The 14,815-nt window shown below is 37.0% G+C and carries 18 protein-coding genes (1 of these 18 cut by a window edge); 4 read left to right on the top strand and 14 right to left on the bottom strand.

Annotated features, from left to right (window positions below):
• The 8 genes from cwlD to VXM77_RS03230 form a co-directional block, all read right to left on the bottom strand.
• Positions 1-275, bottom strand: partial view of an N-acetylmuramoyl-L-alanine amidase CwlD gene (cwlD, locus tag VXM77_RS03265; RefSeq protein WP_161832881.1) — the beginning only. It extends 418 nt beyond the left edge of the window; only the first 275 of its 693 coding nucleotides appear in the window; its start codon is at positions 273-275; its stop codon lies beyond the left edge, outside the window.
• Positions 276-360: 85 nt separating this feature from the next.
• Complete coding sequence (cysE, locus tag VXM77_RS03260; protein WP_161832880.1) at positions 361-864, bottom strand: serine O-acetyltransferase; 504 nt, start codon at positions 862-864, stop codon at positions 361-363.
• 275 nt (positions 865-1,139) lie between these two features.
• Positions 1,140-1,979, bottom strand: coding sequence for a hypothetical protein (locus VXM77_RS03255; protein ID WP_338507112.1), 840 nt, complete (start codon positions 1,977-1,979; stop codon positions 1,140-1,142).
• Between the two features lie 364 nt (positions 1,980-2,343).
• Positions 2,344-3,696: a glucose-6-phosphate isomerase gene (locus VXM77_RS03250; RefSeq protein WP_262953941.1), complete on the bottom strand. Its 1,353-nt coding sequence runs from the start codon at positions 3,694-3,696 to the stop codon at positions 2,344-2,346.
• 3 nt (positions 3,697-3,699) lie between these two features.
• Positions 3,700-4,071 (bottom strand): CvfD/Ygs/GSP13 family RNA-binding post-transcriptional regulator, encoded by a 372-nt coding sequence (locus VXM77_RS03245; RefSeq protein ID WP_161832877.1) that lies wholly within the window; start codon positions 4,069-4,071, stop codon positions 3,700-3,702.
• A gap of 218 nt (positions 4,072-4,289) precedes the next feature.
• Positions 4,290-5,279, bottom strand: coding sequence for an NAD(P)/FAD-dependent oxidoreductase (locus tag VXM77_RS03240; protein ID WP_338507107.1), 990 nt, complete (start codon positions 5,277-5,279; stop codon positions 4,290-4,292).
• Positions 5,280-5,391: 112 nt separating this feature from the next.
• Positions 5,392-5,856, bottom strand: coding sequence for a divergent PAP2 family protein (locus tag VXM77_RS03235; protein WP_262953942.1), 465 nt, complete (start codon positions 5,854-5,856; stop codon positions 5,392-5,394).
• A gap of 24 nt (positions 5,857-5,880) precedes the next feature.
• Positions 5,881-6,369, bottom strand: a complete 489-nt coding sequence (locus VXM77_RS03230) for a phosphatidylglycerophosphatase A (RefSeq protein ID WP_161832874.1) — start codon at positions 6,367-6,369, stop codon at positions 5,881-5,883.
• 88 nt (positions 6,370-6,457) lie between these two features.
• Here VXM77_RS03230 and VXM77_RS03225 point away from each other — a divergent pair, with 88 nt between their 5' ends.
• Positions 6,458-7,378, top strand: a complete 921-nt coding sequence (locus tag VXM77_RS03225) for a hypothetical protein (protein WP_161832873.1) — start codon at positions 6,458-6,460, stop codon at positions 7,376-7,378.
• 61 nt (positions 7,379-7,439) lie between these two features.
• Here the strand turns inward: VXM77_RS03225 and VXM77_RS03220 are convergent, their stop codons facing one another.
• A complete protein-coding gene (locus VXM77_RS03220; RefSeq protein WP_161832872.1) occupies positions 7,440-7,682 on the bottom strand; it encodes a NifU family protein in 243 nt (80 codons plus the stop codon).
• A gap of 82 nt (positions 7,683-7,764) precedes the next feature.
• Here VXM77_RS03220 and dapF point away from each other — a divergent pair, with 82 nt between their 5' ends.
• Entirely contained in the window at positions 7,765-8,604 is an 840-nt protein-coding gene (gene dapF, locus VXM77_RS03215) for a diaminopimelate epimerase (RefSeq protein ID WP_338507103.1), read from the top strand.
• A gap of 36 nt (positions 8,605-8,640) precedes the next feature.
• Here the strand turns inward: dapF and VXM77_RS03210 are convergent, their stop codons facing one another.
• The 3 genes from VXM77_RS03210 to yunB all read right to left on the bottom strand — a co-directional run bounded on the left by VXM77_RS03210 (position 8,641) and on the right by yunB (position 10,784).
• Positions 8,641-9,399, bottom strand: a complete 759-nt coding sequence (locus VXM77_RS03210) for a TIGR01457 family HAD-type hydrolase (protein ID WP_161832149.1) — start codon at positions 9,397-9,399, stop codon at positions 8,641-8,643.
• 12 nt (positions 9,400-9,411) lie between these two features.
• On the bottom strand, positions 9,412-9,714 hold the full coding sequence (locus VXM77_RS03205; protein ID WP_161832150.1) for a YutD-like domain-containing protein: 303 nt from the start codon (positions 9,712-9,714) through the stop codon (positions 9,412-9,414).
• A 239-nt stretch (positions 9,715-9,953) separates the two neighbouring features.
• Positions 9,954-10,784, bottom strand: coding sequence for a sporulation protein YunB (gene yunB / locus VXM77_RS03200; protein WP_262953943.1), 831 nt, complete (start codon positions 10,782-10,784; stop codon positions 9,954-9,956).
• Positions 10,785-11,166: 382 nt separating this feature from the next.
• On the opposite strand from yunB, the gene VXM77_RS03195 reads away from it, so the two are divergent.
• Positions 11,167-12,147: a LacI family DNA-binding transcriptional regulator gene (locus VXM77_RS03195; RefSeq protein WP_161832152.1), complete on the top strand. Its 981-nt coding sequence runs from the start codon at positions 11,167-11,169 to the stop codon at positions 12,145-12,147.
• A 75-nt stretch (positions 12,148-12,222) separates the two neighbouring features.
• Here the strand turns inward: VXM77_RS03195 and VXM77_RS03190 are convergent, their stop codons facing one another.
• Entirely contained in the window at positions 12,223-13,323 is a 1,101-nt protein-coding gene (locus VXM77_RS03190) for an ABC transporter ATP-binding protein (RefSeq protein WP_161832153.1), read from the bottom strand.
• Between the two features lie 194 nt (positions 13,324-13,517).
• Here VXM77_RS03190 and VXM77_RS03185 point away from each other — a divergent pair, with 194 nt between their 5' ends.
• Positions 13,518-13,817 carry a rhodanese-like domain-containing protein gene (locus VXM77_RS03185; RefSeq protein WP_161832154.1) on the top strand — a complete coding sequence of 100 codons (300 nt, stop codon included), beginning with the start codon at positions 13,518-13,520 and terminating at the stop codon, positions 13,815-13,817.
• 124 nt (positions 13,818-13,941) lie between these two features.
• Here the strand turns inward: VXM77_RS03185 and VXM77_RS03180 are convergent, their stop codons facing one another.
• Positions 13,942-14,811, bottom strand: a complete 870-nt coding sequence (locus VXM77_RS03180) for an RluA family pseudouridine synthase (protein WP_338507093.1) — start codon at positions 14,809-14,811, stop codon at positions 13,942-13,944.
• Positions 14,812-14,815: the final 4 nt, after the last annotated feature.

The following is a 14,815-nucleotide window of genomic DNA, read 5'->3' as shown; positions in this document are numbered from 1 at the left end:
GCTAGATCATAATCTCCATCTCGTGTCAGTACTACATTAACACCTTGAAGCTTTAAATAATCCTCTACTTTTTTCGTAATAGATAGAACAATCTCCTTTTCAATGACACCACCTGCTGATGAGGCCCCACCATCTTTTCCACCATGTCCCGCATCTAAAACTACCGTCACTGACGATTTATTATTCCACTTATCTTGATACTTTCCTAGTATAACTGGAATAAAGCTTAAAAACAACACGATTACTAATAACATTATACTTATTGTTTTCTTCATCCTCATCACCTTTGCGATTCTTTTTTTACAAGCTTATGAAGGACCAATACCAAATATAATAAAAGCTCTAAAATTCGCAAATTAATTACTTTTTCACTGCACTAGGAACACCAACCGACGTTTTTCTTGGAGGCACATCCTTTAACACAACGGCATTTGCTCCTATCATGCAGCCTTGTCCTAGGGTAATATTCCCAAGAACCTTTGCACCTGCACCAATTGTAACCCCATCTTCAACGGTCGGATGTCGCTTCCCACTCGAGTCCCCACGTCCAACTCCCCCGAGAGTAACCCCGTGATACATTGTTACATCATCCCCAATCACACTCGTTGCCCCTATCACAACACCAGTGCCATGGTCGATAAATAAACGTTTACCGATGGTAGCAGCCGGATGAATCTCAATATTCAAAACACATCTAACAATAAACATCATCATCTCAGCTAACAGCTTGAAATGATGTTGATATAAAAAGTGAGCTATGCGATACCAGAAAATAGCTTGAACCCCAGGATATAATAAAATAATCTGAAAAATATTTCGCGCAGCAGGGTCCCTTCGCTTAATTGAGTCAAAATATTCTCTCACTTCATCTCTTCCCTTCTTTATCTATGCTTGTTATTATCGTATGAAGTTTATAAAAAGATTTGATTAAAAGTATTCACTATTTTTCAAAAAAGGTGAATTTCCCCCCACTTTTAGAAAAACCGTGATTAGACATTAATCTATCTTATAAAACATCCCATTTATCTTTTCAAAACACATTAAACCACCCCCTTCAAAAATTAGGCTACGCTAAACAACTAAATCTCCTCATAAAATAAAAACCCCTCCTGTCTTTTCCACACAAAAGGGGTTTATCATTATTTTTTCTTACCTTCTAATTCCTCAATTCGTTGTTGCTGTGTTTCCAGTCTTTCGATTAATCGTTGGTGATTTTCTATTAATTGATGACTTATCTCCTTTAAATGTCTAATCTCATGATTTTGATTATCAATCATTTGCTTCATTTGTTTTCTATGATCATCTTCAATCAACGCGGATAACGCCTCTTTTAGATTATCCGCAACAAGATTCTCTAAATACCAAATCACATCTTTTGAACGATGTCGATACTTTTCGGGTAAAACTGTCTTCTCAACGAGTTCGCTTTCTAATTGAGAAATTTTTTGATCTATTTCATGAATTTCTTCTCGTAAATGATTGGCCAACAAGGAATGTTCAATATGTTGATAATCATAGCCCTCTTTCGCCTCGTCTATCACAGCTTCTAGAGTTGGGATTGAAAGAGGTTTTTTTTGTTTTAAATAATATTTAACCCCCGCATAATAAAATAAATAAATCAATGACACAATAACAACAAACGAAAGAACCACCGATAAAAACTTTACACCGATCATAAAAAGCAAATAAGAAATAAGGACCCCAATAATTAAATCTAGTAACAGAGCTACCTCCCTAAAATCTTTTAAATTAAGACATAATTCCTCATACTTTTGATGCGCCTTAAAATCCTCACTCCCATAATACTTTTCTTTTACCGAAGCAATATACTCCTTTTGTGTACTCTCAATTGTTAATACCAATGTTTTTTTCTTTTCTGCGCGTTCTTGTTCAAAATATCTCATTTGACTCATTAATTCATCCGTCATCCAAAGATTACTTATTAAATCCTTTTTCGATAATTGACTTACCTCCGTCATCCTTCCCTCTCCTTCCTAAAACATCTTTTCTTTCTTCCCCGCTTAGTTAAGACAGGACTAGGTTCCCTCTAAAAGGAACAGGTGTTAAGTTATATTTTTATTTTACTACTCTTTTCACCTTTTGTCTTTTTTCAATTAATATATGACACAATTAATTAATCTATGACTTCATTCTATATGCAATATCGCCTGATAATCCCTTAATAGCTCATATCAAGAATCCTCTACCTTTTTAAGATGTACCCCCAAACTTAATGGCAAAAGGGTGGCAAATCGTTATCTTTTATCTCTGACGCCCTTTAAATGATGAAAAAAAGACTTTCCCGCTAACTGACGAGAAAGTCTTAAAATCGTTAATATGACGTTATTTTAAACGTGCTTCTAACTCTGCTTTTAATGCTTCATTACCTGGTTTTCCAAGTAAAGCAAACATATTTTTCTTGTAGGCCTCTACACCTGGTTGATCAAATGGATTTACTCCTAAAATATAACCACTCATTGCACATGCTTTTTCAAAGAAGTAAACTAAATATCCAAAGCTATATGCTGATAATTCAGGAACATCGATAATAAGATTTGGTACTCCTCCATCAACGTGTGCTAATAACGTTCCTTGGAATGCCTTTTTATTAACGAAGTCAATAGTTTGACCAGCTAAATAATTTAATCCGTCTAAATCAGTTTCTTCGGCCTCTAATACCACTTCACGAGTTGGTTTTACAACATTAATAACAGTTTCGAATAAGTCACGACGACCTTCTTGAATAAACTGTCCCATTGAATGTAAATCTGTTGAGAATGAAGCTGAAGCTGGGAAAATTCCTTTTTGGTCTTTACCCTCAGATTCTCCAAATAATTGTTTCCACCATTCATTAAAGTAAAGTAACGCTGGTTCGTAGTTAATTAACATTTCAATCGTTTTACCTTTTGAGTATAACGCATTACGGATAACAGCATATTGATAAGCTTCATTTTCTGCTAAGTTAGGATTAGCATATTCTTGACGAGCATCGTTTGCCCCTCTCATCATTTCCTCAATATTAATTCCACTAACGGCAATCGGTAATAAACCTACCGCTGTTAATACTGAGAAACGTCCACCAACATTATCTGGAACGATAAATGATTCATATCCTTCACTTGTTGCTAATGTTTTTAAAGCTCCTTTTTGTGCATCAGTTGTTGCATAAATACGTTTATTTGCTTCTTCACGTCCTACTTTTTCAATTAATAATTTTTTAAACACACGGAAAGCAATTGCTGGCTCAGTTGTTGTCCCTGATTTTGAGATAACGTTAATTGAGAATGTTTTATCCGCTAAATATTCAACTAATTCTTGAACATATGTCGAAGAAATATGATGCCCAACAAAAATAATTTGTGGTGCTTTACGTGTTGTCTTATCTTGTAAGTTATAAAAGTGGTTATTTAATGCCTCAATTGCTGCGCGAGCTCCAAGGTAAGATCCTCCGATTCCGATAACTAATAAAACGTCTGAATCAGATTGAATTTTAGCAGCTGCTTTTTGAATACGAGCAAATTCATCTTTATCGTAAGATTCAGGTAAGTCAACCCATCCTAAAAAGTCATTACCTGCTCCAGTTTGCTCATGAATTCGTTTATGAAGTACATTCACTAATTCAGTTGCATAATCTAGTTCATGTTGTGCAACAAAAGACGCTGCGTTCTCATAATTAAATGATAGGAATTTTCCCATTTTCTAGTCCTCCTTGTTAACCCTTGCTATTTTATCGAGTGAATCTCGAATCCAAATGGGTAAGTGTTGGGCAAGCGGTGCAAATCCATTCGAAGTCTCAAAATTAGAGGCCTTCATACGATTATTTCGGCCACTATAATTGGAAATTCCTTTTAAAGTTAACCGTGCTTGTCGGTTGTCAGAGTCAAACTTAAGAATTTTTACATCAATATACTGACCGATATTCACAAAATCACGTATATCCTTAACATATCCATCAGATAATTCTGAAATGTGAATAAGCCCCTGGCACTCATCACTCAACTGGACAAACGCTCCATAAGGTTGAATACCTGTGACCTTTCCTCGTACGATACTCCCTTCTTTGATTTTCATTATTTACACCTCAGTTCATACATACATTCTCATTATATCATATAAATTTTTCCCATATAATCGCAATTATGAATTTTTTTTAACTTTATAAAATTTTAATTCTTCATTAGGAACAACGCCCCACCCGTTTAGGTTTTCGATTATTACGCTAAGCCGCCTTATCGTTAACAATAAAAAAGAAGCCTTGGACCACAGTCCCAAGACTTCCTAAACAATGATTATTTCATCATCGCCGAACTATGTTTATGGCGATGCACCTTATCCGGATAAGCATACGCGATTGCAGCATTAATGGCTACAACAACCTCACCAAATCCAGTCGTAATCATTTTAATTTTCCCATCAAAGGTACAAGCATCTCCTGCTGCAAAAATACCACTTACACTCGTCTGTTGAGTGATATCTACACGCAACGCATTTTTTTCTAATTCAATATCCCAATTCTTAATTGGCCCTAACGATGAGATAAATCCGTATAAAACAATAATTTCATCTACCGAAAGGATTTTTGTTTCCTCTGTATCTACATTAATCAGCTCTACTTGATTCGCACGATCGCCCTGTCCCATCACATCTTTAGCAATGTATGGAGTTAAACAAGTAACATTCGCTTGTTTTAACTTTTCAACGCTAGACGCATGTGCTCTAAATTCATTACGTCGATGAACAATAGACACACTTTTAGCAACACCATCAAGCATTAACGCCCAGTCAACTGCTGAGTCTCCCCCACCAAAAATAACAACATCTTTTCCTTTAAATGTCTCCATTGTCGATACAAAATAGTGGATATTAGTAAACTGTTCAGCACCTCCGACATCTAACTTTCGAGGTGTAAAGGCTCCATTTCCGGCGGTAATAACAATAGAACGTGAATAATGACATTCTTGATCCGTACAAATTTTAAAGGTTCCATCTTCTAACTTTTCAACCGTCTTCACATTCGTATTTGTGACGACATCAATACGATCTGTAAACTGATTCATTTGCACCTTTAATTGTTCAACCATTTCCCCCGCTTTAATTTTTGGGTGCCCTGGTAAGTCATAGATATATTTTTCTGGATAGAGTGCTGCAAGTTGCCCCCCAAGCTCTGGTAATGCATCAATAATCTTCGTTCTCATTCCGTGCATTCCCGCGTAAAATGCTCCGTAAATTCCTACGGGGCCTCCGCCAATAATTGTTAAATCATAAATTTCATTTTTCATCAGATCCACCTCGTCTTTGTTAAAATAACCCAAACTGTTTCCATTTATTATTAGTATATCTAAAACTTTCAATACAAACAATGTTTATACATTAAAAAATTATTTTCTAGCCTTAGATGAGGTGTAAACACCATCCATAAATTAAAGCAATCGCTATTCCAAATAACGTACCAGCCAGTGTTTCTAATGGTTCATGGCCAAGTAATTCCTTTAGCTTTGTTTGATAAGCTTTATCCTGAAAAAACAACACATTGCCGCTATTAACTAAATCATCGATTAAATGATTTAGTAGCTTAGCATGCTCTCCCGCATGGCGTCTAATCCCCATTGCATCATATATGACAACCGAAGCTAAACAAAAAGAGATAGCAAATGTGGTTGAATGAAAACCATCTAAAACGGCAACGGCCGTCGTGAGTGCTGCAACAAAAGCAGAATGTGAGCTTGGCATCCCTCCAGTTGAAAAAATGAGCATCGGTTGCCATTGCCTTTTCATGAGCAAGTGAAGAGGTACCTTAATCACCTGTGCTAAAATATTCGCTAAAATAGCGCACTCTAAAGCATAGTTTAACCACATAAAACGATCTCCTTTTAGTTCATATTATTGCTGACGACGATGGGCGATGCGACTCGCTGCCGCGGCAGCAATCGCGCCGACTAAATCATCCATAAACGTTTGACAACACCCATCTTTTTTACCACTTCTATCAATTTCGCCTAAAATACCAGGTTTTAATTTATCTATATATCCATAATTAGTAAAACCAATCGATCCATAAACGTTTAAAATCGAAAAAGCTAAGACCTCATCAATTCCATATAAAGAATAGTCATGATCAACCATCTGTTGTAATGGATCCCCTAACATGTTCATTTCTGCTAATTCATCCAGTCTTATCCCTGTTAAAACTGCATTTTGAACCTCACGTTTCTTTAACACAGAACGCACATTTTCTAAACAAATATCAAGCGTTAACCCCTCATAATAACTTGATTGTAAAAAATAGGTTAATTCTGCAATTTGTTCAAGCGTTACCCCTCTATCATTAATTTTACGAATAACTAATTCTTCTAATTCTTTTCGTTCCATATAAATTCATCCCTTCAATTATCATATTTACCTGTCACTTACGCATAGATATAGAGTAGAAAGTATTTTAAATTTGAGGATGATCCGAATGAAGGAGCTAATTAATTGGTATTATCAACTCCAAATTGACCATTTAGAACAATTAAACGATATCTACTATACGAAATTAGGTGACCACTACATTTATATTATATCAGTTGGAAAGGAGAAGAACACAATTTTTTTCCACCTTTTACAACTTTTACAATATAATAACTATCAACGTATTCTATTATCTAAGGACAATACAACAACCGTTTTATTTGAAGGAGAGCATTATTACGTCCTACAATCGAGCGTCATTTTACATGAATATATTGATATTCGCACGTTACAAATTCCTACGATTTATCCAGAACCGTATGAACTTGCACCCGAATTAAAGGAACGTTGGACAGGAAAAAATCGATTACATGAAGAACAGCTAAACGTCTTAATTGAACAATTATCTGCTGAGAATCGTCTCCTATTCTTCGACCTAGCTACTTATTATATTCATCTAAATGAGCAGGCTTATACATTTATTAATGAACTTTCAGATATAAAATATCCAGTTTCATTATGCCATATGCGTCTTACTCCAACGACATATAAAGTTGAATGTTTCTGTCCTAAATTGCTAACGCTAGATAATAAAGCTAGATGCTACTGTGAGTATATCCGTCACCTTTATCTCGCTAATCAAGACCTCGTTCAGGTAAGAACCTTTGTCCAAATTATTAACAGGGTTAATCCATTAACAAATGAGGAATGGAAACTTCTATATGCCCGACTCTTCTTTCCAACGCACTTTTATGATGCTCTATTTAACTTAAGAGAAGGGGAAGATATCGATATCCCCCTAATCTATGAGCAAGCACTTTCCTATGCCAAACTCCTGTACCAACTGCCGTATGAAATCTATCAAAGTACGTTAATTGAACTACGTATTCCAGAATGGGTCAAAGCGGAGGCATTATCGAAAAATTAAAGAAAAGAGTAAAAAAAGAGATCCCACTTGAATATACCTAGTAAAGGACCTCTTTTTTTTTTTACATTAAATATTCATCAACATTCTCAACACCGATAACACCTGGGACTTCTTCTAATAAGATCTGTTCAATCCCATCTTTTAAAGTAGAATCCATAGAAGCACATCCCACACAAGCACCTAACATCTGAACATAAACGATCCCATCTTCAAACTTTACATACTCTACGTCTCCACCATCACGTTGGAGATACGGTCTTAACTTTTCTAAAATCTCAACAATCTGTTTTTCTGTTTCATTCATCGATATCACCTCACCAGTCATTAATTAGATTATAAAACGTCCTATCTAAAAAGTAAACAGATATACATAAGGAGGAATTGATTTGCAACCTATCTTTTTTACGAAGCTAACAACAGCTAGCACCTGTTACATTATCTTAAATTACCTTGAACACCCCGTTCTCCCTTTAGATTATACCCATTTAGCCCAAAAAATGACCCATGAAGAAACTGGAATTAGTGCCGATGGACTCATTATCTTGCTTCCCTCAGATCAGGCAGATGCGAAAGCCATTTTTTATAATAAAGATGGGTCATTAGCCAATACGTGTGCTAACGGACTAAAACTCATCGGATATCATCTAGCGGAGATTGGACGGTTTACCGAGCCTTCAATTACAATTGAAACACGCACCACTCTTGCCACACTGAGTTTGGATCACTCGATAATATCGGTTGATTTAGGAATCCCTTATCCTTTAAACAATCTGTCAACCCCCCTTACACTGAATAGCCCAATCAGTGAGTTTTGCGAAGAAATTTCAACCTCATCTGAAAATTGGGAAGCAGATACGATTTCCATTGGAAATCCTCACTTTATTATTTATACAGATGATGATCACGAATATTTTCAAGATGAAATGAAATATCTGTCGAGTCAAAATGATGTCAATATAGGGGTTTTAACGATTATTCACCCTAGCGAAGTTCTTCTCACGACGTACGAACGCGGTCTGGGATTTACTTCTTCATGTGGAACAAATGCGGCAGCTGCTATTGCAAGTGCGGTCGCTCGGCGTCTTGTTAAACCTTACGATTGGGTAACGGTCCACTGCAGAGAGGCTGACCTTCAGCTAAAATGGGATGAAAATGGACACCTTATTGAAAAAGGATCCTGTACGAAAGTCTGTTGTGGAACGTACTTTTACCAAGAACAAGAATAAAATAAAAAGCCCATCGAGGGCTTTTATTTTATTGTTTTAAATCGACCATTCCGTTAAATCTTTTAAAATGTGAGTCGGAGGCGTATCATAATTCATGACTTCATCCCTTGTTGAGACACCACCTTCAATATAAATCGTTGGCATTCCCGCATGAATTCCCGCCAAAATATCCGTAAAATAATTATCGCCAATCATCGCTACCTCAAGAGCGTCTAATCCAATTAACTCAAGTGCCTTTTCCATAATAATACGTTCAGGTTTCCCAATAAAAATTGGATTAACACCCGTCGCTACCGTAAGAACTGACGTCAATGCCCCATTCCCCGGTAACAATCCACGTTCTGTAGGGATGGCAATATCACCATTCGTTGAAATAAACGTCGCACCGTTGCGGATAGCTAAGCAGGCTAAACTTAACTTTTCGTAATTAATTTCCCGATCTAACCCAATAACAACATAATCCGGTTGATCATCTGTAATCGTCAACCCCTTTTCAAGCAGTGCCTTTTCTAAACCAACCTCACCAATCATAAAAACTTTCGCCTGTGGGTTTTCATCGTAAATATATTGGGCCGTCGCTAAAGAGGGCGTATACACTTGCTCTTCTGTTACTGGATACCCAATTTCTTTTAAAAGGCCAGCCACCATTTCAGGTGTTTTCGTGCTATTATTCGTTAAAAATAAATACGGAATACCTTGTGCATTTAATTTTTTTACAAAAGACAATGTCTCATTAATTACTCGTGTTCCGTGATACGCAGTTCCATCTAAATCAATCAAATATCCTTTATACATATTTCTTCCTCGCTATTTCTTTGATGTTGACCAGTCATTAGAGTATTGCTTTGCAACAATTTTTTCTACTATATAATAAGGACATCCATACGCACAATACTCGGCTAGATACTCGGGAATCGTTTCACATTTTGAGTCCAATGGCACATTTTTACGATCATTAGAATAAAATCCTTTCAAGCGCAACTGTCCCCCAGAAAAGTCACCAACAATATAATCGTACTTCTCAAGTATTTCCGTTAGCTTTTGATTAAACAATGTTTCATCAAACTCTATCAGATGAGTTTTCACTAATCGATAACGGTAGCGACTCATCACGTATCACCCCTTTACTTCGTCTATATTGACACTATTTTATCACAAACTATAAAAAATCACTATTCTTTACGATTAAAACAGCTCTTTACGATTAAAACAGCGAGATATCAATCTAGATTCAGTATTAATAACTAAAAAGCAAGCAGCTAAACATTTATCTGACGTTTTACATCTCTTTTAAAGCAACCCCTTTTTTATTCTATCCATGGAAACCACATCCGTTGTTCGATAAATTTCTAATGCAATAGGATATTTTCCATTCCGTCCTTCACACTTTGATCAGGAGAAGCACTTGGTTTCTTTGCCCCCGTTTCACCCGCTTCATTTGTAAAAGGACTAAGCGGTGTCGTACTACTGCTACTTCCTATATAATAATACTCCGGAATTTCACCCGAAATCATTTTAATGACAAGCGGTGTTGACACATTCACAACTGTTTCCTCTGACTTAAGCGGTAGCCCAACTTTCAGACGAACGCTAACTGTCAATAAGATTTCAAGCATGGCACTATTAATTCCATAAGGTTTAACATTCGTCTTAATATCAGTTTGTGCATTTCCCATGACGGTCGCAGAAACCGGGAACCTAGGGCCATGCTCATGCAATAAAGATAAATTTAAAGCAGCCGTAAGTGGGACAGTAAGCAATACACCGTCCTCATATGGTCCACCATATATACTATCTAATCCTAATTCACTCAGATCGCCACTTTCAACCAAAAGCAATTTTTCCTCAACTTCCTGAGAGGTAGAAACGAGTAATTGATTCAATTTCGGCGTGTTAATATAAACCTGGCTCACATACCCCTCTTTATTCTCATTAAAGCGAATGACATCATCAATATCAAAAGATACCAGTTCGCTATTTCCAACTGCCTCCTTGATAATCAAACTCGCGAGGTTCACGGTTTGGACGGACGCATAATCAACTACAATTGCATACACATTATGATACACAAAATAAGCCCCGTAAACTAGGCCTCCGATTACGCCAATACCGATTAACCGTCGTTTCCATTTCTTAAAAAAGTTAGATTTCCTTTTCCCACTTCTTTTTCTTCGTCTCATGCGCCTTGACACTCACCAACACCCCGCTTTTATTCTTGCTTTAATACATACATATTCATCCCTTTCTACCACTTGAACTAAGTTCTATAAAAGGATTAAATAAATAACTTCATTAAAGCCAATCCTGTATCGACTCACTCACTAATATGACTATTCATCGAAAATAAAAACGATTATTGTACAAATGACACCCACCCATCTTTTCAATCTGACTACTCATGATTGCCTCTTCTTTCGACATTGCAACACACCATCCTCCCTGCCCTTTAAACCGGAATTTTCACTTATTACCAATATTTGATATACATTGACATTTCTAATAAATGTCTTTTATAATAATAGTTATATATTACAAATAATTGGGATTTAGAGGTGAGGAATTTTGGCGAATATTAAAGACGTCGCGAGACACGCTAACGTTTCCGTAGCAACGGTCTCACGAGTTATAAATAATAAAGGTTACGTGAATGAGCATACAAAAGAATTAGTTTTAAAGGCTATTAAAGATTTAAATTATGTTCCAAATGAAATAGCCCGATCGCTTTATCGAAAATCATCAAAAATCATCGGTATCATTATCCCAGATTTAAAAAATGAATTTTTTAATGACATGATTGCTGGGATTGAACAAGTTATCTTACAGCATGGTTATAAAACGATGCTATGTACATCAAGGGAAAGTCTAGAGCGCGAGAAAGAGTATCTTCAAATTTTCTCTACGAATAAAATAGATGGTCTCATTCTATGTTCAAACTCACCCGACATTGCATCATATATTAACTTAGATATTCCCATCGTGGGACTAGATCGCATGATCAGCACCGAAATTCCTTCGGTTACCGCCGATAATTACATGGGAGGCATTCTAGCTGCTAATCGCCTCATTGAGGCTAATTGTAAAAACATTATTCAATTAAGAGGGCCTCATACGTTAACTCCTGCTAACGATCGATCGGAAGGTTTTTTACAAACACTTAAAAAACATTCGGACATCCAAGTTCAAAGCCTTGAACTTGAGTTTACCTCTGATACCACTCAAACGGATATTCAAGAATTTTTAAAGCAAAATCCAGAAATCGATGGAATTTTTTCAGCAAGTGACTTAATGGCTGCGAACTGTATCCGTTGTTTAAAAAAATTAGGACGTCGAGTTCCTGAAGATATTAAAATCATCGGGTATGACAACATTAGTATTTGTGAGTATACTGATCCGACGATTTCAACGATTGCACAACCCATTACAGAAATGGGGGAAATGGCCGCCGAAACCTTATTTAAACTCATTAATAATGAACCGATTAACCAGCTTCACATGACACTTCCAGTCGAACTCATCGAACGTGAGTCTACTAAAAGTGAATAGAGCCTTTTATCATGCTCCTAAAAATTTCTTTTTCAAAAAAAGCAGTTGGACTTTTTATCCAACTGCTTTTTTATTTTATCGAATGCTCTCCTCTGTTTCTGGATCAAAAAAATGACATTTATTCATATCAAAGGCCAACTCTAACTGAAGATTACCTGCCACTAAAAAGCGGGAATCTATCACTGCCACGACTGACTGCGATTTAACGGTTGTCGTTATAATAACTTCATGACCAAGTAATTCCGTCATTTCAATCGTTGCCTGATATTTGGCCTCTTGATATGTATCTAGAACGATAGGGTCAGCATAAATGTCCTCCGGTCGAATTCCCAAGACAATCGGCCGTTCTAAATAACCCCTTTTTTTCAATAAGGTAACCTTCCCCTTTGGAATGCGCAATGAAAAATCATCAATAACAAACGTATCCCCTACGACATTCCCCCGCAGAAAATTCATCGCATAAGATCCGATAAACCCGCCTACAAACATATTTAGAGGAGATTCATATAACTCCTTCGGAGAAGCGACTTGTTGTATCCCCCTCTCATTCATCACAATAATACGTGAGGCCATAGTCATAGCCTCTAGTTGATCATGAGTGACATAAAGGGTTGTCGTTCCTAACCGCTTGTGTAATCGCATAATCTCTAAACGCATGGCCCCGCGTAACGGAGCATCTAAATTAGATAACGGTTCATCCATTAATAATAATTTCGCCTCTCTTACCATCGCTCGCCCTAAAGCCACGCGTTGCTGTTGTCCCCCAGACAATCCTCCAGGTTTACACGTTAAATAAGATTCAAGCCCTAAAACAGCAGCAGCCTCTTTAACCCGACGATCTATTTCCCTCTTCGATAACTGTTGCGATTTTAAACCAAACGCCATATTATCATAAACCGTAAAATGCGGATATAACGCATAGGACTGAAAAACCATCGCGATGTTTCTATCTTTCGGCGAAACCTCATTCATCAACGCCCCATCCACATAAATCTCTCCTGAGGAAACCTCTTCAAGCCCTGCTATCATTCGCAACAACGTTGATTTTCCACATCCCGATGGTCCCACCAAAACGATAAACTCCCCGTCCAACACCTCTAAATTAAACTGACTGATGACCGAATTCCGCCCCCCCTTATAGCATTTACAAACATTTTTCAACTTTAATTGCGCCACTTTTACTCCCCCAATATTACGCATTCATCCTTCACAAATCCCTCTTTGCCCCCCATTTCACCATAAATTTATACGCATCCTTCCTGCTTTATCATAGTATATATTAAGTATATCATTCTTTATCTTTAGCACGGTAAACTTATTGTCGTTTAAAATAAAAAATGATTTACGATCTTTATGCGAGGAGGTTTATTATGCCTAAAAGTATTTCTATTTCCCAACTGAATCAATTGATGAGCACAAAGCCCCAACCCATCATCATTGACATTCGTGAACCTTATCAATTTGCGGGTTATCATCTTAATACGGCCGTTAATATCCCTTATCAAACACTCGTCATGTACCCCGAACGTTACCTAAATCGTACCACCACCTACTACTTAATTTGTGAGCATGGCGGTGAAAGTTACCGTGCCTGTATGATGCTCGAGTCAAGCGGCTACCATGTCATCAGTATTGCCGGTGGGTACAGCAATATGCGTTATCGATATTAAAAAAGTGAGCTCAATGGCTCACCTTTTTAATATCTAAGTCAAGATTAATAGTTAAATAATGACCCTACACAACATCAAGATTCCTGCCTAAACAAGTGTCGCAACGTGTGAATACGCACCTCAGTTACAAATAAAATCGCTTAGGAATGGGCGTTTGAAACGTTTGAAGCTCCTTTGTAATAGGGTGGATAAATTCAACAAAGTAACTATGTAATAAATGTCCCTCACTTAAAACAATCGCTTGTTCATCATACAGTGTATCTCCCACTAAGGGGTGACCTAAATGTGACAGATGAACACGAATTTGATGCGTTCGTCCCGTCTCGAGCGTACATTCGACGAGCGTGTTTTCCGAAAATTTTTCAAGGACACGATAATGCGTCACAGCGTCATCTCCGTCTAAAACGACTCCACGCTTTACATTTCCTTCCTGTAACCTTGCAATAGGAGCGTTAATCGTTCCAGTTCCAGATAAATCACCCTTAACTAACGTATAGTATTTGCGTTTCATATGTTTAATCTCATCGGTCATTAAATGATGAATGTGGCGATATTTTGCAACGACTAATAATCCCGATGTATCCTTATCTAATCGATTCACAAAGTGAAGGGTCGAATCAAGTCCCTGCCTATTATAATAATGGACTAAAGCATTCGCTAATGTTTGATGAGGATACCTAATAGAAGGAATGGTCGGCAATCCCGCGGGTTTATTAATAACGAGCAAATAATCATCCTCGTATAGAATATCTAATGGATACTCATATGGTGTTAATCCTTCACTTCTTGATTCCTTTGGAAAGATAACAGTTAGCTGATCATTTAAATTTAACTGATAGCGGACGTTTTGTACACTCCCATTAACGAGGAGTTGCCCACCTCGATGTTTAGTCGCTACAATCGCCTTTTTAGAAATTCGCTGTTGTTTTAAATATTGAAGCAATGACATTCCCGCTGCTTCCTCATTAATATGAAAAGTTAAAATTAGACTCATCGTT

The sequence above is a fragment of the Turicibacter sp. KK003 genome (assembly GCF_037014675.1).
In the GTDB taxonomy this organism is placed as follows: Bacteria; Bacillota_I; Bacilli_A; order MOL361; family Turicibacteraceae; genus Turicibacter; species Turicibacter faecis.
The sequence above is the reverse complement of the archived record's forward strand: the minus strand, read 5'-3'. Positions and strand labels throughout refer to the sequence as shown.